The 20,628-nt window shown below is 35.9% G+C and carries 23 protein-coding genes; 15 read left to right on the top strand and 8 right to left on the bottom strand.

Annotation, left to right across the window (positions count from 1 at the left end; genetic code table 11):
- The first annotated feature begins 98 nt into the window (after positions 1-98).
- The 6 genes from EUC40_RS19405 (at position 99) to EUC40_RS19380 (ending at position 4,952) form a co-directional block, all read left to right on the top strand.
- Complete coding sequence (locus tag EUC40_RS19405; protein WP_000594445.1) at positions 99-755, top strand: FadR/GntR family transcriptional regulator; 657 nt, start codon at positions 99-101, stop codon at positions 753-755.
- A gap of 168 nt (positions 756-923) precedes the next feature.
- Positions 924-1,643, top strand: a complete 720-nt coding sequence (locus tag EUC40_RS19400) for a (Fe-S)-binding protein (RefSeq protein ID WP_000869143.1) — start codon at positions 924-926, stop codon at positions 1,641-1,643.
- A gap of 16 nt (positions 1,644-1,659) precedes the next feature.
- A complete protein-coding gene (locus EUC40_RS19395) occupies positions 1,660-3,081 on the top strand; it encodes a LutB/LldF family L-lactate oxidation iron-sulfur protein (protein ID WP_000061934.1) in 1,422 nt (473 codons plus the stop codon).
- Entirely contained in the window at positions 3,081-3,791 is a 711-nt protein-coding gene (locus EUC40_RS19390) for a LutC/YkgG family protein (RefSeq protein ID WP_156576301.1), read from the top strand. Before EUC40_RS19395 ends, EUC40_RS19390 begins: the two co-directional genes overlap by 1 nt.
- A 112-nt stretch (positions 3,792-3,903) precedes the next feature.
- A complete protein-coding gene (locus tag EUC40_RS19385; RefSeq protein ID WP_156576300.1) occupies positions 3,904-4,626 on the top strand; it encodes a prepilin peptidase in 723 nt (240 codons plus the stop codon).
- 14 nt (positions 4,627-4,640) lie between these two features.
- A complete protein-coding gene (locus EUC40_RS19380) occupies positions 4,641-4,952 on the top strand; it encodes a cyclic-phosphate processing receiver domain-containing protein (RefSeq protein ID WP_156576299.1) in 312 nt (103 codons plus the stop codon).
- Positions 4,953-4,979: 27 nt separating this feature from the next.
- On the opposite strand, the gene EUC40_RS19375 is transcribed toward EUC40_RS19380, so the two are convergent.
- The 7 genes from EUC40_RS19375 to phaQ all read right to left on the bottom strand — a co-directional run bounded on the left by EUC40_RS19375 (position 4,980) and on the right by phaQ (position 10,453).
- The gene (locus EUC40_RS19375) at positions 4,980-5,831 is read right to left on the bottom strand and encodes a formate/nitrite transporter family protein (RefSeq protein WP_071709902.1); all 852 of its coding nucleotides are present in this window, start codon (positions 5,829-5,831) and stop codon (positions 4,980-4,982) included.
- Between the two features lie 202 nt (positions 5,832-6,033).
- The gene (locus tag EUC40_RS19370) at positions 6,034-6,828 is read right to left on the bottom strand and encodes a TerC family protein (protein WP_000383330.1); all 795 of its coding nucleotides are present in this window, start codon (positions 6,826-6,828) and stop codon (positions 6,034-6,036) included.
- A 294-nt stretch (positions 6,829-7,122) separates the two neighbouring features.
- Positions 7,123-8,442, bottom strand: coding sequence for a TrkH family potassium uptake protein (locus tag EUC40_RS19365; RefSeq protein ID WP_071709901.1), 1,320 nt, complete (start codon positions 8,440-8,442; stop codon positions 7,123-7,125).
- A gap of 114 nt (positions 8,443-8,556) precedes the next feature.
- The gene (locus EUC40_RS19360) at positions 8,557-8,742 is read right to left on the bottom strand and encodes an alpha/beta-type small acid-soluble spore protein (RefSeq protein WP_000241212.1); all 186 of its coding nucleotides are present in this window, start codon (positions 8,740-8,742) and stop codon (positions 8,557-8,559) included.
- Between the two features lie 146 nt (positions 8,743-8,888).
- Positions 8,889-9,332, bottom strand: coding sequence for a MaoC family dehydratase (locus tag EUC40_RS19355; RefSeq protein ID WP_071709900.1), 444 nt, complete (start codon positions 9,330-9,332; stop codon positions 8,889-8,891).
- A gap of 101 nt (positions 9,333-9,433) precedes the next feature.
- The gene (gene phaP, locus EUC40_RS19350) at positions 9,434-9,958 is read right to left on the bottom strand and encodes a polyhydroxyalkanoic acid inclusion protein PhaP (protein WP_071709899.1); all 525 of its coding nucleotides are present in this window, start codon (positions 9,956-9,958) and stop codon (positions 9,434-9,436) included.
- Positions 9,959-10,000: 42 nt separating this feature from the next.
- Positions 10,001-10,453 (bottom strand): poly-beta-hydroxybutyrate-responsive repressor, encoded by a 453-nt coding sequence (phaQ, locus tag EUC40_RS19345; protein WP_000939954.1) that lies wholly within the window; start codon positions 10,451-10,453, stop codon positions 10,001-10,003.
- Positions 10,454-10,651: 198 nt separating this feature from the next.
- Between phaQ and phaR the strand changes: the two genes are divergently transcribed.
- The 5 genes from phaR to EUC40_RS19320 all read left to right on the top strand — a co-directional run bounded on the left by phaR (position 10,652) and on the right by EUC40_RS19320 (position 15,861).
- The gene (gene phaR, locus EUC40_RS19340) at positions 10,652-11,134 is read left to right on the top strand and encodes a polyhydroxyalkanoic acid synthase subunit PhaR (RefSeq protein ID WP_000566958.1); all 483 of its coding nucleotides are present in this window, start codon (positions 10,652-10,654) and stop codon (positions 11,132-11,134) included.
- A gap of 153 nt (positions 11,135-11,287) precedes the next feature.
- A complete protein-coding gene (locus EUC40_RS19335; protein WP_000250412.1) occupies positions 11,288-12,031 on the top strand; it encodes an acetoacetyl-CoA reductase in 744 nt (247 codons plus the stop codon).
- An 82-nt stretch (positions 12,032-12,113) separates the two neighbouring features.
- Positions 12,114-13,199 (top strand): class III poly(R)-hydroxyalkanoic acid synthase subunit PhaC, encoded by a 1,086-nt coding sequence (gene phaC, locus EUC40_RS19330; RefSeq protein WP_000206837.1) that lies wholly within the window; start codon positions 12,114-12,116, stop codon positions 13,197-13,199.
- A gap of 95 nt (positions 13,200-13,294) precedes the next feature.
- Positions 13,295-14,488: an NAD(P)/FAD-dependent oxidoreductase gene (locus EUC40_RS19325; RefSeq protein WP_156576298.1), complete on the top strand. Its 1,194-nt coding sequence runs from the start codon at positions 13,295-13,297 to the stop codon at positions 14,486-14,488.
- A 23-nt stretch (positions 14,489-14,511) separates the two neighbouring features.
- Positions 14,512-15,861 carry a TrkH family potassium uptake protein gene (locus tag EUC40_RS19320; RefSeq protein WP_001204702.1) on the top strand — a complete coding sequence of 450 codons (1,350 nt, stop codon included), beginning with the start codon at positions 14,512-14,514 and terminating at the stop codon, positions 15,859-15,861.
- 40 nt (positions 15,862-15,901) lie between these two features.
- Here the strand turns inward: EUC40_RS19320 and EUC40_RS19315 are convergent, their stop codons facing one another.
- The gene (locus tag EUC40_RS19315) at positions 15,902-16,237 is read right to left on the bottom strand and encodes a DUF3905 domain-containing protein (RefSeq protein ID WP_002017878.1); all 336 of its coding nucleotides are present in this window, start codon (positions 16,235-16,237) and stop codon (positions 15,902-15,904) included.
- A gap of 146 nt (positions 16,238-16,383) precedes the next feature.
- Between EUC40_RS19315 and EUC40_RS27055 the strand changes: the two genes are divergently transcribed.
- From EUC40_RS27055 to EUC40_RS19300, 4 genes are all read left to right on the top strand, one after another.
- A complete protein-coding gene (locus tag EUC40_RS27055) occupies positions 16,384-16,536 on the top strand; it encodes a hypothetical protein (RefSeq protein ID WP_000240799.1) in 153 nt (50 codons plus the stop codon).
- Positions 16,537-16,764: 228 nt separating this feature from the next.
- Positions 16,765-17,841 carry a putative 2-aminoethylphosphonate ABC transporter substrate-binding protein gene (locus EUC40_RS19310; RefSeq protein WP_071709897.1) on the top strand — a complete coding sequence of 359 codons (1,077 nt, stop codon included), beginning with the start codon at positions 16,765-16,767 and terminating at the stop codon, positions 17,839-17,841.
- Positions 17,842-17,861: 20 nt separating this feature from the next.
- Positions 17,862-18,863 (top strand): putative 2-aminoethylphosphonate ABC transporter ATP-binding protein, encoded by a 1,002-nt coding sequence (locus EUC40_RS19305; RefSeq protein ID WP_000006184.1) that lies wholly within the window; start codon positions 17,862-17,864, stop codon positions 18,861-18,863.
- Positions 18,864-20,621, top strand: a complete 1,758-nt coding sequence (locus tag EUC40_RS19300; RefSeq protein ID WP_156576297.1) for a putative 2-aminoethylphosphonate ABC transporter permease subunit — start codon at positions 18,864-18,866, stop codon at positions 20,619-20,621.
- Positions 20,622-20,628 lie beyond the last annotated feature (7 nt).

Below are 20,628 nucleotides of genomic sequence, written 5' to 3'. Positions count from 1 at the left end.
TCAATTGTTGTTTGGAAGATACTGAGGTGATTTAACTGGAGTACAAATCTATTAAACCGAAAAAAATTTACGAAGAAGTATCTGAAGCTATTTTAACAATGATTAAAAATGGTACATTAAAACCTGGTGACAAACTACTTCCTGTGCATCAATTAGCTGAGCAGTTTCAAGTTGGCAGATCTGCTGTTCGTGAAGCACTAAGTGCGCTAAGAGCGATGGGCTTAATTGAAATGAAACAAGGAGAAGGTACATATGTGAAGAATTTCGATTCTTCTTCATTAACGAAATCATTAAACAATAGATTATTAATGAAGAAAGAAGATATTTTGAATTTATTAGAAGTACGAAAGGTGCTTGAAGTGGGGGCAGTTCGAGCAGCTGCGGCAAAACGTACGGAAGATAATTTACAAAATATGAAGCATTGGTTAGATGAAATGGCAAAGAGCATTGGAAATGAAAAAGCTGGTGAAAAAGCAGATTTTCAGTTCCATATGGGAATTGCGGAGTCTTCGCATAATAACATTTTGCTTGAACTCATGAATCATGTTTCAGAGATGATTGCTGAAACGATTGGTGAATCAAGACGCATTATTTTATATGGTGAACAAACAACATCAGAACGACTTATAGAAGAGCATCAAGTTATATATGATGCGGTGTTAAAGCAAGATGTAGAATTAGCGCAGCAAGCAATGCTAGACCATTTAACAAATGTAGAACATATTGTCACAGGTAAAACAGATATAAATTCGTAATTTAATCTTTTAAAAATCTAATTTTCTGATAAAATAGAGAGAGATTAAGTAAGCGTTTTCTTTAGAAGAGGGAGAGGATAGGCCATGGTTGAGCCTACTTCTTCTTTTCTTAGTCATCTGATGACCATACGTTTGTTGGTGGAGTTGTAAAAAGGGGGAGTAATAATTATGAAAGTGACTTTATTTGTTACTTGTTTAGTCGATATGTTTGAAACGAACGTCGGCAAAGCAACAGTTGAAGTGTTGGAGCGTTTAGGTTGTGAAATTGAATTTCCAGAAGCACAAGTTTGTTGTGGTCAGCCTGCTTATAATAGCGGCCATGTAGAAGCAGCAAAAGAAGCAATGAAGCATATGATTGAAACTTTCGAAGATGCAGAATATATCGTTACGCCATCCGGTTCTTGTGCGACAATGTTTCATGAGTATCCGCATGTTTTTAAAGATGATCCGAAGTGGGCTAAGCGTGCACAAAAAGTTGCTGATAAAACATATGAATTTACACAATTTATTGTAGATGTTTTAAAAGTTACAGATGTTGGTGCAAGCTTACCAGGGATAGCTACTATTCATAAATCTTGTCATATGACACGTCTGCTTGGAGTAAAAGAAGCACCAGGCATTTTATTATCAAACGTAAAAGGATTAACTGTGAGAGATTTGCCAAACGTGCAAAATTGTTGCGGGTTTGGGGGAACGTTTTCAGTTAAAATGACTCCAATTTCTGAGCAAATGGTAGATGAAAAAGTAGATAGCGTAATGGAAACAGGTGCTGATTATTTAATCGGTGCAGATTGTGGGTGTTTGTTAAACATTGGCGGACGTATTGAACGTTTAGGAAAAGAAGTAAAAGTAATGCATATTGCTGAGGTACTGAATAGTCGCTCATGAAGGGGGAACATAAGCTATGTCTATGAAAATCAGTGAGAAAAAATTTAATGATCGCGTAGGCGATGGAATTCAAGATTCGTTTATGCGAGGTGCGGTATCGTCTGCACAAACACGTTTATACACGAATCGATTAAAAGCAGCGGACGAATTAGGAAACTGGGAAGAGTGGCGTGAGCTAGGTGAACAAATTCGTCAACATACGTTAGAAAATCTTGATTATTACTTAACACAGTTAAGTGATAATGTAGCAAAAAGAGGCGGACACGTATACTTTGCGAAAACGAAAGAGGAAGCTGCAAAGTATATTCAAGACGTTGCGAAAAAGAAGCAAGCGAAAAAAGTAGTGAAATCAAAATCGATGGTGACAGAAGAAATTAGTATGAACCACGCGCTTGAAGAAGTTGGTTGTGAAGTGTTAGAGAGTGACTTAGGAGAGTATATCTTGCAAGTAGATAACGATCCACCTTCACATATTATCGCGCCTGCGCTTCATAAAAATAGAACGCAAATTCGTGATGTATTTAAAGAAAAGCTTGGCTATGAAAATTCGGACGATCCATACGAAATGACAAAGTTTGTTCGTAAACAACTTCGTGAGAAATTTATGGATGCAGAAATCGGTGTAACTGGTTGTAACTTCGCTGTTGCAAATACGGGTTCTCTTTGTTTAGTAACGAATGAAGGGAATGCGGATCTTGTTATGTCGATTCCGAAAACACAAATTGCAGTAATGGGTATGGAACGTATGGTTCCAACAATGGAAGAATTAGATGTCTTAGTTGGTTTACTATGTCGTAGTGCAGTAGGTCAAAAGTTAACTAGTTATGTAACAGTAGCAGGACCAATTCAAGAAGAGGAAGTTGACGGACCAGAAGAGTTTCATTTAGTTGTTGTTGATAATGGACGTTCTCAAATTCTTGGATCGGAATTCCGTTCAGTATTGCAATGTATTCGTTGTGCAGCTTGTGTTAACGTGTGTCCTGTATATCGCCACGTTGGTGGACATTCATATGGATCTATTTATTCAGGACCGATTGGTGCGGTATTAACACCACTTCTAGGTGGATATGACGATTACAAAGAGCTTCCTTATGCATCTAGTTTATGCGGAGCATGTACGGAAGCTTGTCCGGTAAAGATTCCGTTACATGACCTATTATTAAAACATCGTCAAGTGATTGTTGAGCAAGAAGGACGTGCACCACTTGCAGAAAAACTAGCGATGAAAATGTTTAGTATGGGTGCTTCTTCAGCTGCTTTATATAAAATGGGGTCAAAAATGGCACCGGCAGCAATGAGTCCATTTACATCTGGTAATCGTGTATCAAAAGGTGTGGGGCCACTTAAAAACTGGACGGACATTCGTGAATTCCCAGCGCCAAGTAAAGAACGATTCCGTGATTGGTATAAAGATCATAAGAAAGGCGGCGATCAATAATGACAGGATTAATTCAAAACCGTGAGTCCTTTCTAGATAATATTGCAAAAGAACTTGGACGTGAGCGGAAAACGGAAGGCGTAAAGCGTCCAGCATGGAAAAGTAATGTGAATGTAGAAACGCTAAAAGATTATTCACAAGAAGAATTGTTAGAAGTATTTAAAAAGCAATGTACAAACATTCATACAACTGTCGTGGAAACGACAAATGATCGTTTGCATGAAGACCTTCAAAAAGAAATCATGGAAAATGGCGGGGGACCTATTTTATTATCAGCAGATGACCGTTTTGATGCATATGGTTTAACATCTTTATTTAAAGAAGAACTTCCAAAGCGAGATATTGAAGTGAATGTATGGGATCCTGAGAAAAAAGAAGAGAATATGCGTATCGCGGAAAGAGCGAATATTGGAATTGCATTTAGTGATTATACTTTAGCTGAATCTGGTACGATTGTTGTACAAAGTCATAAAGGCCAAGGTCGTTCTTTACACTTTTTACCGACTGTATACTTTGCTATTATTCCACGTGAAACACTTGTGCCTCGTATTACACAAGCAGTTCAGGATATGAACACACGTGTAGAAAATGGCGAGGCAGTAGCATCTTGTATTAACTTTATTACAGGACCGAGTAACTCGGCAGATATTGAAATGAATCTTGTTGTCGGTGTACATGGACCATTAAAAGCAGTATATTTCATCGTATAAAAAGGGGAAAGCAGGCCAGAAAATGGCCTGCTTTTTTAGTAGAATAAAGGATAATATGAAGTAGAAGTTCTCTCCTTTTTTTGCTATGTTCTTTTGGAAAGGAGAGGAAGGGATGTTCACTTATGTATATGCACTGTTAGCAGGGATGGTGTTTGGTTCTTTTTTTATGGTAATCGCAATGAGGGTTCCTGTAGGTAAATCTATTATTACACCGCGTTCATATTGTCACAACTGCAAGTATACGTTACAGCCGAAAGAACTGATTCCAATCATTTCATTTTGTATGCAGAAGGGCCGTTGTACGAATTGTAAAAGAAAAATTTCAAGTTTATACGTATTATTTGAATTTCTTACAGGGAGTCTATTTGTTCTTACTGCATATGTAATTGGAATAGAACGAGAGCTTATTCCTATTTTATCGCTCTTTTCTTTACTTCTCATTATTTCCGTTACAGATTTAGTATATATGCTAATACCTAATCGTATTTTAATTTGGTTTGCATTTTTAATTACTTTAGAATGTATTTTTGTACCATTAGTTACTTGGATAGATAGTATAGTTGGTAGTGGAATCATTTTTATTTTGTTATATTGTGTGCGAAGGATTTATCCAGAGGGTCTTGGCGGAGGGGATATAAAACTACTTTCGTTACTTGGATTTATAGTAGGAGTGAAGGGGATTTTTATCATTTTATTTTTAGCATCTTGTTTTAGTCTTTGCTTTTTCGGAATTGGTATTGCATTAAAACGTATAGAAGTACGAAAGCCAATTCCGTTTGGTCCTTTTATTAGTCTTGGGGCAATATGTTATGTATTGGTCGTATATTCAAAGTAGAGAGGACGTAGAAAATGAATGTATATATGGATGATCAAAGAAGTTGCCCGTTCGGATATGTGCCCGCAACGACAGTAAAATGTGCCTTGCAAATGGTTCGGGATTATGATGTGAATATTCTTTCCCTTGATTTTAATATGGGATGGCGACAGAGTAATGGGCTTGATTTCGTAGATGCTTTTTGTGAAGAGAAATTATATGTTAAGGAAATTCACTTTCATACAAATGATGTCATTGGTATGTATAAGATGAGACAAAGAATAGAAAGAGGGAAAGAACAAGGAGAGATTGAAGTCAATATTATTGTGAAATATGTGGGGAGCTAAAAACTCCAAAGTAAAACTTTGGAGTTTTTAATGTTTCATATGAGCTTGTAAAGGAATGATTTCCTCTGTTTGAACTGCTGCTAATTCAGTTTCTTCCTGTTCAACAGTAGGTGCTTTCTTTGTTAAGTAATGATAAACCATACCGACAAATACGGAACCGCCAATAATGTTACCGATTGTAACAGGAATTAAGTTATGAATAGCACCTGCAAAAGAAATTGACTCGGGATGTGGTGAAACTAAAGATAAAGCAAACAGAGATAAGTTTGCAATGCTATGTTCGTAACCAGATAAGAAGAATGTGAAAACGAGTAGCATCATCATCATAATTTTTGCTGTATCACCTTTAACTTGAGAAGGTAAGAAACAAGCAAGACATACAAGCCAGTTACATAAAATTGCTTTAAAGAATAATTGCATTGTAGGTGTATTCATTTTTCCTTCAACGACTTTATTCATGAAATGACCGTGATCGATTGCTTCGAAAATGCCAGTTGCGTAAAATAGTAAAGCAAAGAATAAAGCGCCAGCTAAATTGCCTGCATAACAAGCGACCCAGTTACGAAGTGTATCAGAAATTGTTGTTTCTTTTCTTAAAGTTGCTACAGTGAAGTACATTGTGTTTCCAGTAAACAATTCAGCACCGCCATATATAATAAGTACGAGGGCAATTCCGAAAAACATGGAAGCAACTAAATAAGTTGCTGGTGAATCTGCAATGTGAAAAAAGTTACCTAATTTAAAACATAGTACAATAATAAAACCGATATAAATACCCGCAAGTGCGGCACGGATGAAATATTGCATCGGGTTTGTATCTAGCATTTGTTTTTTGCTCTTAGCCAGTTTGACAACATAATCTAATCCTTGTTCTAGCATGAGTAATACGCTCCTTTAGTACATCATCTATAAATACTCCTTATATGAATAAAGTACATGGAATTGTTCACAGTTTCAATAAGTTTGTGCAATGTTTCACAAAAAGGACATACATATATTAAGAAAACGTTTACAAAGGGTAGTATAATGGAATTTTTTCTGGACATTGAGAGAGGGAATGGAAAAAGAAAAAGCGCTGTAATTACAGCGCTTTTTCGTCTAAATTCTTTTCTACTTTTACTTCTACTTCTTTCGAGAAGAACCAACCACCAACAGCGATTCCGACTAATACAATCCAGAATGTAAGCTTCCATGGTGTAGATTCTGGGAATGAATGCGGAAGGACACCTAAAGCAGGGTGTGCTAACGTATAAATTGCTAATTTCACACCAACCCAACCTACAATTAAGAATGCTGCAGTTTCAAGTCCTGGTTTACGTTTTAATATTTGTACGAAAGCAGTTGCGGCAAATCGCATTATAACTAATCCGATAAGTCCACCTGTAAAGATAACGATAAATTGACCTGTATCAAGACTACCAATCGTACCTAATCCTGTTTTCGGTAAAGTTACTGCTAGTGCAACAGCCGCTAAAATTGAATCAACAGCGAAGGCGATATCAGCAACTTCGACTTTAAATACAGTCCACCAAAAGTTCTCTTGTTTTTTCTTTTCTTCTTTTTCTTCGGTTTCTTCATCCGTATTCTTTTTAACATACGTTTTAAATAAGTGATTACCAGCGATAAACATAAGATAAAGGGCACCGATTGCTTGCACCTGCCATACATCGACTAAGAATGAGATCATAAATAACGATCCGAATCGGAAAACAAATGCCCCCGCTAATCCATAAAATAGTGCTTTTTTACGTTTTTCTTCTGGTAAGTGTTTTACCATAATTGCAAGAACGAGAGCGTTATCAGCCGCTAAAATCCCTTCAAGTGCAATTAGGATGAGTAATACCCAACCATACTCCAATAATAATGATACATCCATGTACATTCTCCTCTCATTTCTATAAGTACTAAATAAGTGAAGAATTTCCCCACTATTTAGCTTCCCCATACTCCTGCCTATTAACGATGGAAGAATTTGGTAATGAATACAAAAAAGACCTCTGCCGTTAATAGGCAAAGGTCTTGCTAGACATATGTAATGAAAATGCCAACAAAGCCGGAAGAACTAAGTTCTACGTAATGACGACTTTGTTTCCAAGAAAAATTCTCGGACGCTACTCCCCTTTGGAGATATGCTATTGTATTCTCATTATATGGATAATTTATACGGTTGTCAACCTGTTAAAATATCTTCATTCGGATATTTTATTTTCCGGTTCTTTTTACGTGCAAAGGAAAAAGCCAATGTTAAAGGTCCCATCTTCCCAAAAAACATCATAAAGATAATAATAGCTTTTCCGATCATAGTTAAGTGGGGAGTTAAATTCATACTGAGACCAACAGTACCAAATGCTGAAAATACTTCGAAAGCACTCATCAATAGAGGAACACGCTCAGTAATACTTAAAATTAAAATAGCAAAAAAGATAAATGAAATGGAAATAATAGTAATGGTTAATGATTTGACAATGAGAGTATCTTTAATAGATTTTTTAAACACGACAATATCATCTTGCTCTTGTAAAAATTTAAATACGCCAAAAAACATAATTAAAAATGTCGTTAACTTAATTCCACCACCAGTTGAAGCGCTACCTGCACCAATAAACATAAGGAGCATCATTAATAGTAGGGAAGGTTTGGATAATGCAGAAATATCAACCGTATTAAACCCGGCAGTTCGCGTTGAAATTGCTTGGAAATAAGCGGCCATTCCTTCTTCAAAGGGAGTAAACCCTCTCATAGAAAGGGAGTTATGGAACTCGAATATAAAAATAAACAAGGTAGCAATAATATTGACGATTAGAGTAGAAGAAAGCATAAGTTTTGAATGTAAAGTAAGGTTTTTAAAGTTTTTCTTTCTTTTTATATCTACGATTACTGTAAAACCAATCCCGCCTAAAATGATGAGAGAGGAAATAACAAGATTGACAAGAATACTATGGGAATGGGACATTAAGTTATCACTCCACACAGAAAAACCAGCATTGTTAAAGGCTGAGATTGAATGAAAAAAGCTATAATATAGCCCTTTAGCAATCCCGTATTTTGGTACCCATTCAAAAGAGAGAAACAAAGTAGCGATACATTCGACTGTAAAAGAGAATAAAAATAATGCTTTGGCAAGACGAATGACGCCGCCAATATTCGTTTGATTTAACGCTTGTTGCAGTAAAATTCGGTTTTGAAGCCCGATTTTTCTGCCAAGCATAATGGCAATTAAAACAGCAAAGCTCATAATACCAAGACCGCCCACTTGTATAAGCGTTAAAATGACACACTGTCCAAACAAAGTAAATACTTTTCCAGTATCCACAACACCAAGCCCAGTAACAGTACAAGCAGAAACGGTTGTAAATAAGGCATCGAGCCATGAAATAGACGTTGTTGTAGCAATTGGTAATTTTAATAAGCATGTGCCCACGATGGATAACACAATGAAAGATAAAGTAAGAACGCGGGGAGGACTCATGCTAATATTAATCCGTTTCATGTCACATATCGCTCCTTTTGGTTTGCTTTTACTAGTATGTGAAAAAGGGCTATTATGTATGTTGAAAATAGAAAGAGGCAGAGAATATCTGCCTCTAAGCCATATGTTATAGTATTATCCACGTAATTGTTGTTGAGCTAAAGCAACAAGGCGTTTTGTTACTTCCCCGCCAACTGAACCGTTAGAGCGAGATGCTGTATTAGAGCCTAAGCTAACACCGAATTCTTGTGCAATTTCATATTTAAATTGTTCAAGCGCTTGTTCTGCACCTGGAACTAGTAGTTTGTTTGTTTTTACCATGTTGATACACATCCTTATGAGTAGTCCAGTTTAGTGAATCACTATTTAAACTGGTAACGTTATTTTATGTGGAAACGATGTGTTCATACCCGGAAGTAATCGGTGTGATTAGAAGTTCTTGGATAGAAAAAAGAGTAGCAAATTTGCTACTCTTTTTTCAGTATTGTCGCTGTACCTTCTACGACAATATCGCCTGATTGATTATAGATGTTTGTTTGTAATGTAATGATTTTTTTATCATCCCGTTTTTTAATAACTTCTGCCACTACACGAAGTGTATCGCCGATTTTGACAGGAGCACGGAATGAAACGTTTTGAGATAAGTAAATCGTATTTTTGCCTGGGAGTTTCGTTCCAAGGATGGTAGAAATAAAACTGGAAACGAGCATGCCATGAGCAATACGTTCTTTAAACATTGTCGTTTTTGCAAACGAATCTAAAATATGAATGGGATTGACATCACCAGTCAATTTTGCAAAATTGATAACGTCCTCATCCGTAATTTGTTTTGTTAAAGATGCTTGATCACCGACTTGAATCTCATCATAACGAAGCTCCGGAACAGTTTGTGCTTCTTGAAATGGATTCATTTTGTCCTCCTTCTTTTCCATATCGAAAAATGCCAGCCATCTTGATGTAGTAGGAGGAAGAAAGAGTTTTGTTTGTGCTGCGGTTAGTTGCCACATTTTTCTTACTTGATGGAAGTAAATAGATTTTTTGAGTTTTCCTCGAATTGCTTTGCGAGTTCTAGTTGTTTGGCCTTGAACTCTCCCAAAAAAACTTCTAACTGTTTTTGAACCTCTTCACGTTGCGTTTGTTGTTGTTCGATAAAGTGTTTTGTTGTTTCTTCAAATTGACCACTAGTTTGAGTAAGAATTGACAGAGATGTTTTCGTAGGAGAAACAGTAAGTTGGTGCATTTGAGTAGAAAGTTCATTCCATTTTTCTTGCCACTCGTTAATTTGATCATTTAAGGAGTTCCCAGTTAATTGCTTCACGTAATCCGTATATTGGTTATTGAACTGAGCAGTGAATTGTTGTAATTCTTTTTCTAGCTCATCTACTCCTGATGTTAATTTATGCAGAGCGTCTTGTTGTTGTTTTAACGTTTCTAAAGTAAGTTGTTCTAATTGTTTCCCAGCTGAAGAGAAAAGGGAAAGAGATTGAGACCAGTTTTTCCAAAATGCATCGACTAATTCGTATGGCTTAGTTTCCATTGTTTGACCCCCAAATGTTTTTTTGCATATTGTGAACGCAGATTACTCTGCTGTACCACCAGGTGAAGATGAAGAATCCTTTTCATCCTTTTCTGGAGAAGTAGAAAATGGAAAGAATGCATTGGTGTATAACGTGAAAAACGTCCGCAGCATATTTTGGTAATGCTCAAAAGAAGTTGCACATGTTGTTAAATATTGCTCTCCATATTCAGTTAAAGAATAAATCCTTTTTGCTGGCCCTCCATCGCTTGTATCCCAAGTAGAAGAAATAAGGTTTTCTTTTTCTAATTTGCGTAGTGTTCGATACACATTACCTTGGTCAACAGAAGAAAAGCCGATATCCATTAGCATTTGAATAAGTTTGTAACCATGAAGACTCCAGTCTTTTAGACAGAGAAGTAAGAAGGGAACTAAGAAGTTTTTTGGCATGGAGTTTGGTTGTTTCGCTTGGTTGTTTTCCAAACTTTCGCGTTGTTCTGGTTCATTTTGTAGCATGATTGTGCATCACCTCATGAATCAGTAAGATGGAATTTTTTGCTTATAAGTGCAATTTACACCTATCTGTTTTTAATGTCAATACATTTGTTGGAAAATAAAGAAAAATAAAATATAGGGTTGAAGTTTTATTCAGAATATTAGAAAATAGTGAATAGGTTGAATTGTTTCAAAAACGAAAAAGGGAGTGTAGGTAAAGTGATTGATCAAAAATTCGATCCACTACAAGCATGGAAAAATGCTTATGAACAAACCGAAACATTTTGGGGAAAAGCGCTCAATGAAACAATTAAAACAGAAGAATATTCTGCTTGGATGGGCAGCGTTCTAGATTTGAATTTGTTTTATCAAAAAGCATTAAATGATACGACAAAAAGCTATTTAGAACAAGTAAACGTGCCGACAAAAGAGGATATTGCAAGAGTGGCTACGCTTGTTATTAACTTGGAAAATAAAGTAGATAACATTGAGGAGTTTCTAGAGGAGAAAGTAGATTCTTTAGGACAAGCTCCTACATTAAAGCGTGATGTTACGAAAGTAAAACAAGATATGCGTACGTTAGAAACGAAAGTTGATCAAATTTTAGAATTGCTAGAAAAGCAAAATGCGGTACTAGCTAAACTACAAGTACCTGTAAAAGAAGAAGTAAAGCCTGCGAATAAGCCGGAAAATAAAAAATGATAAAAGCGTTTGTTTATAACGTGTAAGAGAGAGAGGGAGAATCTCTTTTTCATGTATAAACAACGAAACATAATTAATATATGGACTCTATTCATATGAGTACCAAAATGATTCATAACAATCGTTCACAAATTCATTTAAGGGGGAAAAGAAATGGTTCAATTAAATGGCAAAGTAGCAATCGTAACAGGTGGGGCAAAAGGAATTGGAAAAGCAATTACAGTAGCATTAGCACAAGAGGGCGCTAAAGTGGTTATTAATTATAATAGCAGTAAAGAAGCAGCTGAAAATTTAGTAAATGAACTAGGAAAAGAAGGACATGACGTTTATGCAGTTCAAGCGGATGTTTCTAAAGTAGAAGACGCAAACCGTCTTGTAGAAGAAGCTGTGAATCATTTTGGTAAAGTTGATATTCTTGTTAATAATGCTGGTATTACAAGAGATCGTACATTCAAAAAGTTAAATCGTGAAGATTGGGAGCGCGTAATTGACGTGAACTTAAGCAGTGTATTTAATACGACAAGTGCGGTACTTCCATACATAACAGAAGCAGAAGAAGGAAGAATCATTAGTATTTCTTCTATTATCGGTCAAGCTGGTGGATTTGGACAAACAAACTATTCAGCAGCGAAAGCAGGTATGTTAGGATTCACAAAATCATTAGCGTTAGAACTTGCAAAAACAAATGTAACTGTAAACGCAATTTGCCCAGGATTTATTGACACTGAAATGGTAGCAGAAGTACCGGAAGAAGTGCGTCAAAAGATCGTTGCGAAAATCCCGAAAAAACGTTTTGGTCAAGCTGATGAAATTGCAAAAGGTGTAGTATATCTATGCCGTGACGGTGCGTATATCACAGGTCAGCAATTAAATATTAACGGCGGATTATACATGTAATGAAGTAAGAAAAAAGTGCATATCCATAGCAGGAATGCACTTCTTTTTTTAGAAAGAAATCGACCGAAAAGGAGATAGAAAAATGACTACATTCGTAACAGAATGGGAAAAGCAATTAGAGTTGTACCCAGAAGAATATCGCAAAGCATATCGTCGTGTGAAAAGAGCGAGTGAAATTTTATTACGCGAACCAGAACCACAAGTTGGTTTAACACCGAAAGAGGTTATTTGGACGAAGAATAAAACGAAGCTGTATCGTTACATTCCAAAACAAGAAAAAACACAGAGAGTACCAATCTTATTAATATATGCTCTTATTAATAAGCCATATATTATGGATTTAACTCCAGGAAATAGTTTAGTGGAATATTTAGTAGATCGTGGTTTCGATGTGTATATGCTGGATTGGGGCACATTTGGTTTAGAAGATAGTCATTTGAAATTTGATGATTTCGTGTTCGATTATATTGCGAAAGCAGTGAAAAAAGTAATGCGAACTGCAAAATCGGACGAGATTTCTTTACTTGGTTATTGCATGGGTGGAACGTTAACATCGATTTATGCAGCACTTCATCCGCACATGCCAATTCGTAATTTAATTTTCATGACAAGTCCTTTTGACTTCTCTGAAACAGGATTATATGGTCCTTTACTAGATGAAAAATACTTCAATTTAGATAAAGCGGTTGATACATTCGGAAACATTCCACCAGAAATGATTGATTTCGGAAACAAGATGTTAAAGCCAATTACAAACTTTGTTGGTCCATACGTTGCTTTAGTCGATCGTTCAGAAAATGAGCGCTTCGTCGAAAGTTGGAAATTAGTTCAAAAGTGGGTCGGCGATGGTATTCCGTTCCCAGGTGAATCATATAGACAGTGGATTCGTGATTTCTATCAAAATAATAAACTGGTTAAGGGTGAACTCGTTATTCGCGGACAAAAGGTAGACCTTGCAAATATTAAGGCTAATGTCTTAAATATTTCCGCAAAGCGTGATCATATTGCTCTGCCATGTCAAGTAGAAGCTTTACTTGATCATATTTCTAGCACAGATAAACAATATGTATGTTTACCAACAGGACATATGTCTATCGTTTACGGCGGAACAGCTGTAAAACAAACATATCCGACGATTGGAAATTGGCTTGAAGAGCGTTCAAATTAAAAATAAAAAAATCCAACTAGCGCACGTTAGTTGGATTTTTTTATGGAAAATAACAAAACATAGAAAGGAGAAATTTACATTGTAGGAGTATAATTATGAAACTTATGACTGGTAAGTTGTATTGGAATACAGGCGTTTCTGTACCTTGTTATCCACCGTTAGAAAGTGATATGATATGTGATGTGCTCGTAGTTGGAAGTGGGGAAGCAGGCGCTCATATAGCGTATTCGTTAGCGAAAATTGGAATGAGTGTTACGCTCATTGAAAAAAGAGCAATCGCATGTGGTAGCACAGCTGCTAATACAGGTTTATTACAATTTCTTCATGATAAATCGTTAACCTCTCTAATTCATACATTTGGTAAAGAAAAAGGGGTACGGGCATATAGACTCTGTTATGAAGCGTTAAGAACAATGGAGAAAGTTGTGCCAACTCTCGATATAAATCCACATTTTATTCCACGAAATAGTTTGTATTATGCAAGTAAAAGCGAAGATGTTTCATTTTTACAAGAGGAATATAATACGTTACATGAGTATGGATTTCCAGTTGAATATTTTGCAGAATCTGATATTAAAAAACGTTATTCTTTTATAAGAAAAGCAGCGCTATATACGCATGGTGATGCTGAGGTGAATCCATATTTATTAGCACATAGTCTCTTGCATAAAGCAAATCAAATGGGAGCCGCTATACATGAACATACAGAGGCTATACATATAAAAAAACTTCAAAATGATTTAATATGTTATACGAAAGCAGGAAATCAAATCGTAGCAAAGAATATTATTATGGCTACAGGTTATGAAGCGCTTTTTGGAAAGAAAGAAAAAAATACAACAGTAGAAACATCTTATGCAGTTGTGACAAATGAGGTAGATCATTTTGAGGGATGGCATGAGCAATCATTAATTTGGGAAACAGCACGTCCTTATTTGTATTTTCGAACGTATCAAAAACGTATTATTATAGGTGGATTAGATGAGGCAATGAAAATTAAAGCAATTGGTGATACGAAGTTATTGCATAAACGCGATATCCTTATTAACATTGTAAAAGAAATGTTCCCGCAGTATAAAAAAATACAAGCAGAGTACTATTGGGCAGCAGCATTTGGGGGAAGTCATGATGGTCTCCCTATATTAAAAGAAGATTCGCATATACATAATTTATTTTATGCATTGCCGTATGGAGGTAATGGAACTGTATATGGAATGGTGTTTGCCAAATTATTTGAGCAGTTATTTACAAATAAAGAAAACGAAGATTTTTCTTTATTTAATCGATAGAAAAAAGGTAGCGAAGTGATGGAATGAGAGATATAAAAAAGTTTTTACAAAAATTACGTCCTGTACAACTCATTGTTTTGTTTTATTTATTAGCAGTAGTCGTATCAGTGATATTACTTAGTTTACCGTTTGTTACAAAGGATGGTGTGAAATGGACGTTTATCGACGCCTTATTTACATCCGTTAGTGCGGTAAGTGTTACGGGATTATCTGTTGTTACAATTTCAGATACCTTTACCACAGCGGGCATTATTGTTTTAGCCCTTATTTTGCAATTGGGCGGTTTAGGAATTATGGCGCTTGGTACATTTGTTTGGATAATAACGGGGAAAAAGATTGGTTTGCAGAGAAGAAGATTAATTATGGCAGACCATAATCAAGGGAATTTATCGGGGCTTGTAGAATTGATGCGTTCTATTTTAATTGTAATTATTTCAATAGAACTTATTGGAGCGATACTGCTAGGGACAAGATTTCTACTTTACTTTCCAACTTGGCAAGAAGCTTATTTCCACGGTTTCTTTGCGGCTGTTAGTGCAACGACGAACGGTGGATTTGATTTAACAGGACAATCATTAATTCCGTATAAAAAAGATTATATTGTTCAAATGATCCATATGTTACTTATTATTTTAGGAGCTATCGGCTTCCCAGTGCTAATGGAAATAAAGCAATTTCTTAGTAAAAGGAGACAGCAACTATTTCGTTTTTCATTATTCACAAAACTGACGACGACAACATTTTTTGCACTCGTGGTTGTTGGGACAATTATGATTTTTCTATTAGAACGAAATCATTTTTTAGTAGGAAAATCATGGCATGAAACGGTATTTTATACATTATTCCAATCTGTGACGACGCGAAGTGGTGGACTTGCTACAATGGATATACGTGAACTGTCACAACCGACGCTTTTGTTTATGAGTATATTAATGTTTATCGGGGCATCACCAAGTTCGGTTGGGGGCGGAATACGTACGACAACATTTGCTGTTAGCATATTATCGTTATACACGTTTGCAAGGGGCGGAAGAACAGTTAGAGTCTTCAAACGTCAGCTACATGAAGAGGACGTACTAAAAGCATCCGTCGTTATGACGATGGGGATTTTATTATGTGCCACGGCGTTATTCATTTTATCTATTACGGAAAATGTGCCACTTATGAGCCTAATCGTTGAAGTTTGTTCGGCCTTCGGAACGACTGGACTATCAACGGGTATTACGCCAGATTTAACAACTGTAGGTAAACTGGTACTTATTGTACTCATGTTTATTGGACGTGTTGGTATTTTAACATTTATTTTAGCTAGCGGTGGAAGGGAACAACCGCCACGCTATAAATATCCGAAAGAGCGAATCATTATTGGATAGCATATGAAACCATTCTACCTAGGTTAGGTAGAATGGTTTTTTAGTCGTTAATGCCAAATTGCGGATGCATAAAAGCCTCATTCTTATTGTCTACTTCTTTTTTTAGCAACTCTTGATTTTCTTCTGAAATCCACCCAATATCATTTGTAGGATGGATCCATTCTTCTCCAGCCATAATGGCAGGATCTACTTCATCACTCCAATTGTGAAGTGGACTGTTCTCGGAATCATATTTACTGTCTCCGATTACGACGTCATATTGATTTATGAAAGGTTGTTGCATCTTCTTTCCTGTTCCTTTAAAAGATGGGAAATTCATTTGATGCGGGAGCGTTTCGTCTAAAATTGGCGACTGAATCTTTTCTTTCTTCTTCAAAATCATCGCTCCTTTTTAATCATTTGTTCATATGTAGTATTTCCATCTAGCGGCTTTTAGGTACTTGTTAACACTTGCCAGTAATAATTCTTTCAGCTTGCTTCAAACTAGAGTAGAAAGTGATTTCTTGAGAGCAGGTGAATGTATTGGTAAAAAGAAAAGTGAAACAAAATGCGGCAATCAACAATAATAAAACTCCGAAAGAAAGCTTACCAGATGCAGAATTTGCATTAGAGTACGAAGGAGAAAATAGCGCAAAGTATGCAAATCGTAATTCAAAAAAAGGTAAACAAAAATGAGGCGTTTTTTACAAACGCCTCATTTTTTTGTGGGATTATAAAGGTTTTTTTAATTGTTTGTAAATTTTGTGTTTTCTAATAGCAGAAAAATATGAAAAAACATAGAAGTAGCAACGTATTACACAAAAACAAACAACAAACAAAAGATTAATGTTGGTTTAATACTGCTTTTACACTAGTTGTTTATATTTGAGTTGTACATAAGATTTGTAAAAGGAGAGAGAGACAGTGAAAAAAACAATCTTTAAAGCTGTAGCAACTGGAATGGTATTTTCGTTATTAATGGGGTGTGGTGCAAAGAAAGAAGAAAGTGCTGGGGCAAAAGTAAAAGATGATAAATTATCTGGGTCATTAACTGTTTACACAGCGATTGAAGAAGAACTTGTACCAATTTATCTTGATTCTTTTAAAAAGAAATATCCCGATGTTAAGTTGAACATTGTACGTGATTCAACAGGAGTTATTACAGCGAAATTGCTAGCGGAAGGAAAAAATACACAAGCAGATGTTGTATGGGGAACTGCTGCATCAAGTCTATTGGCTTTAGATAAAAAAGATATGTTAAAAGGATACTCTCCAAAAGGAGCAGATCGTGTTCTTCCGCAATTTAAAGATGATAAGCAGCCAGAAAAATGGGTAGGAAATACTGCATTTATGACGGGGATTGCTGTAAATAAAGAAGAATTAAAAAAGAAAAATTTACCAATGCCAGAATCGTATGAAGATTTAACGAAACCAGAGTATAAAGGAACGCTTGTTATGCCACACCCAGCATCTTCGGGAACAGGATTCTTAACAGTTTCTGCATGGTTACAAATTATGGGTGAAGATAAAGGCTGGGAGTACATGAAGAAACTTCATGATAATATGGCATCTTATACACATTCAGGTTCAAAACCAGCGAAACTAGCAGGTGCAGGTGAATATCCAGTTGGCGTATCGATGGTTTATAGTGCTTTGAAAGAGAAACAAAAAGGTGCACCAGTTGAAGTTGTATTGCCGAAAGAGGGATTAGGTTGGGAAGTAGAAGCGAACGCACTTATTAAAAAAGATAATGCAAAAAATGAAAAATTAGCGCAAGCATTTTTAGATTGGGCAATTACTGATGATGTAATGAAGTTGTACTTCGAGAAAAATGGATTTGCGACAATTAAAAATGATTATAAACTTCCAGATGGATTCCCGAAAGATGTGACAGAAAAGTTATACAAAAAGAATGACTTTAAGTGGGCAGCAGAAAATCGCGACAAAATTTTAGAAAAATGGGAAAAAGAGTTTGGCCAAAAAGCAGAACCGAAAAAGTAAGTGAGTGGGAGAGAGAAAAAATGAGCGAATATTTATCAATTCAACACATTCAAAAACAGTTTGATGCATTTACAGCGTTAAAAGATATTTCTTTTACTGTGAAAAAAAATGAGTTTGTATGTTTATTAGGCCCAAGTGGCTGTGGGAAAACAACATTGCTTCGAATTTTAGCAGGGCTAGAAGAGGCAACAACAGGCAGTATAGCTGTGAATGGAAAAGATATTACAGCATTACCTCCTGGAAAGAGGAATTTTGGAATGGTGTTTCAATCATATGCACTATTTCCAAATTTAACAGCACTTGAAAACATTGAATACGGCTTAAAGACAAAAAAATATGGAAAAGCAGAAGTAAAAGAGAAGGCGCTATCGGCGTTAGAACTAGTTGATTTACTGAATGTAAAAGATAAATATCCTGCTCAAATGTCTGGCGGACAACAGCAGCGAGTTGCACTTGCACGTGCGCTCGCTCTGTCTCCGGATATTTTGTTACTGGATGAGCCATTATCTGCTTTAGATGCAAAAGTACGTGAAAAGTTACGTAGAGAAATGCGTGATTTGCAAGAAAAAGTAGGAGTAACAACTATTATGGTCACGCATGATCAAGAAGAGGCATTAACGATGGCTGATAAAATTGTTGTAATGAATCATGCGGAAATTATGCAGATTGGAACACCTGAGGAGATTTATCAAAGACCAGCTAATCCGTTTGTGGCAGATTTTATTGGTTCTATTAATTTCTTTTCGAAAAATAACGAAGAGCATGCAATTCGTCCGGAACATGTAACAGTCGTACAAAATAATGGTATTAAAACAATTGTAGAAAGCATGGAGTTTCGCGGATCTGTATACCGGACAGAAGTGCGAGTTATAGATGAGGAAACACATCTATATAATGAGAAAATCGTTGTAGATATATTGGCATCAGAAGTAGAAAAAACAGCTATTAGGAAAGGAAAGCCGATTCAAATCTCTTTCTCAGAAAATCATATGTTGTCATATGGAAAGAAGGTTGTTGTATAGATGGAGATGTTAGAAAATTTAAAGGTAGAAAGTACGAAAAAAAAGATTAAGAGACGTATCGGTAAAGAAGAGTGGATACAAAGACTATTAATTATTGGTATGATTCTTGCCTTTTTGATTATGCTTGTATTGCCACTATTACAATTGTTTACACAAGCTTTTTATGATAAAGATGGAGCTTTTATTGGTGTTGCGAATTTCAGTAAATATTTCACAACACCAACGTTAGTTCAATCATTACAAAATACGATATGGATTTCGGGCGTGACAACAATTATTGCAGTGACACTTGCTTTCGCTTACGCCTATGCGATCGGTCGTACGAATGTATTTGGGAAGCGTGTATTTCAATATATCGCGTTGCTACCATTATTCGCACCAACGATGATGCACGGTATCGCACTTACATATTTATTTGGTAATCAAGGGTTAGTAACGAAAGGAATGTTTGGTTTGTTTGAAGGTATACAAATCCCTTTATATGGACCAGTAGGAATTGTAATAGCTGAAGTCATGTATACATTTCCGCAAGCCTTTCTTATATTATTAATTGCTTTCCAAGGATCTGATTACCGCTTATATGAAGCTTCTAATATGTTAGGAGCGAGTAAGATGAAGCAATTTTTCACTGTTACTTTACCTAGTGTAAAGTACGGATTAATTAGTGCGATGTTCGTTGTATTTACACTTAGTTTCACTGATTTTGGCGCACCAAAAATTGTTGGTGGGCAATATAATGTACTTGCTACTGATGTATACAAACAAGTAATTGGACAACAAAATATGCCGATGGGTGCAACTGTCGGAATGATTTTATTAATCCCAGCTATATTTGCGTTTGCAGTTGATCGTATTACGCAAAGAAAACAGGCAAATTTCTTATCTTCAAAAGCAGTACCATATAGAATAACGGCTAATAAGAAAAGAGATGTAGTTTCATTCATATATTGTAGTGTAATTACACTTATGATCATTCTTTTATTTGTGGCAGTTGGTATTGCTGCAAGTGTGAAAGTATGGCCATATAATATGAGTTTTACATTTGAGCATTTTAATTTCTCAAGTTTAACAGGAGATGGACTCGAAGCATTTAAAAATAGCGTAATTGTCTCAGCAGTTACAGCAGTGATTGGGGCAATTTTAACATTTATGTTCGCATATGCGATTGAGAAAATAGATCAGCTACAGTTCTTCAGAAAAACAGGTTATTTTTTCTCTATTGTGCCTTTAGCGATACCAGGTTTAGTACTTGGATTGGGATACGTCTTTTTCTTTAGTCAGCCAACGATTCAAATATTTGGACTTTCAGTAACGAACCCGTTTCATTCTTTATACGGAACAATCGCTGTGTTAGTACTAGTAAACATCATTCATTTTTATTCGGTAACATTCGTTACCGCAACGACTGCTTTAAAGAAATTAGATCGAGAGTTTGAGCTTGTTTCGCAGTCGATGGGTATTCCGTTTTATAAAACATTCTTTAGAGTAACGGTACCAATGTGCTTACCGGCAATTTTAGAGATGGTTATGTACTACTTTGTAAACTCAATGGTGACTGTTTCTGCAGTCGTATTCTTATACGCGGCTGATTTTAAACTAGCTGCCGTATCAATCGTAAATATGGATGATGCAGGAAATGTAGCGCCAGCAGCTGCAATGAGTGTACTTATTGTTGTTACAAATATTGTAGTAAGAGTTGTATATGAATGGGGAACGAAAGCACTTCGTAACCGAACGTCACAATGGCAAAAAAGATAAATAAGAA

This window comes from Bacillus luti, from assembly GCF_009739945.1.
Taxonomy (GTDB): Bacteria; Bacillota; Bacilli; order Bacillales; family Bacillaceae_G; genus Bacillus_A; species Bacillus_A luti.
Note: the sequence above shows the minus strand (reverse complement) of the source record. Positions and strands in the feature narration are given on the sequence as shown.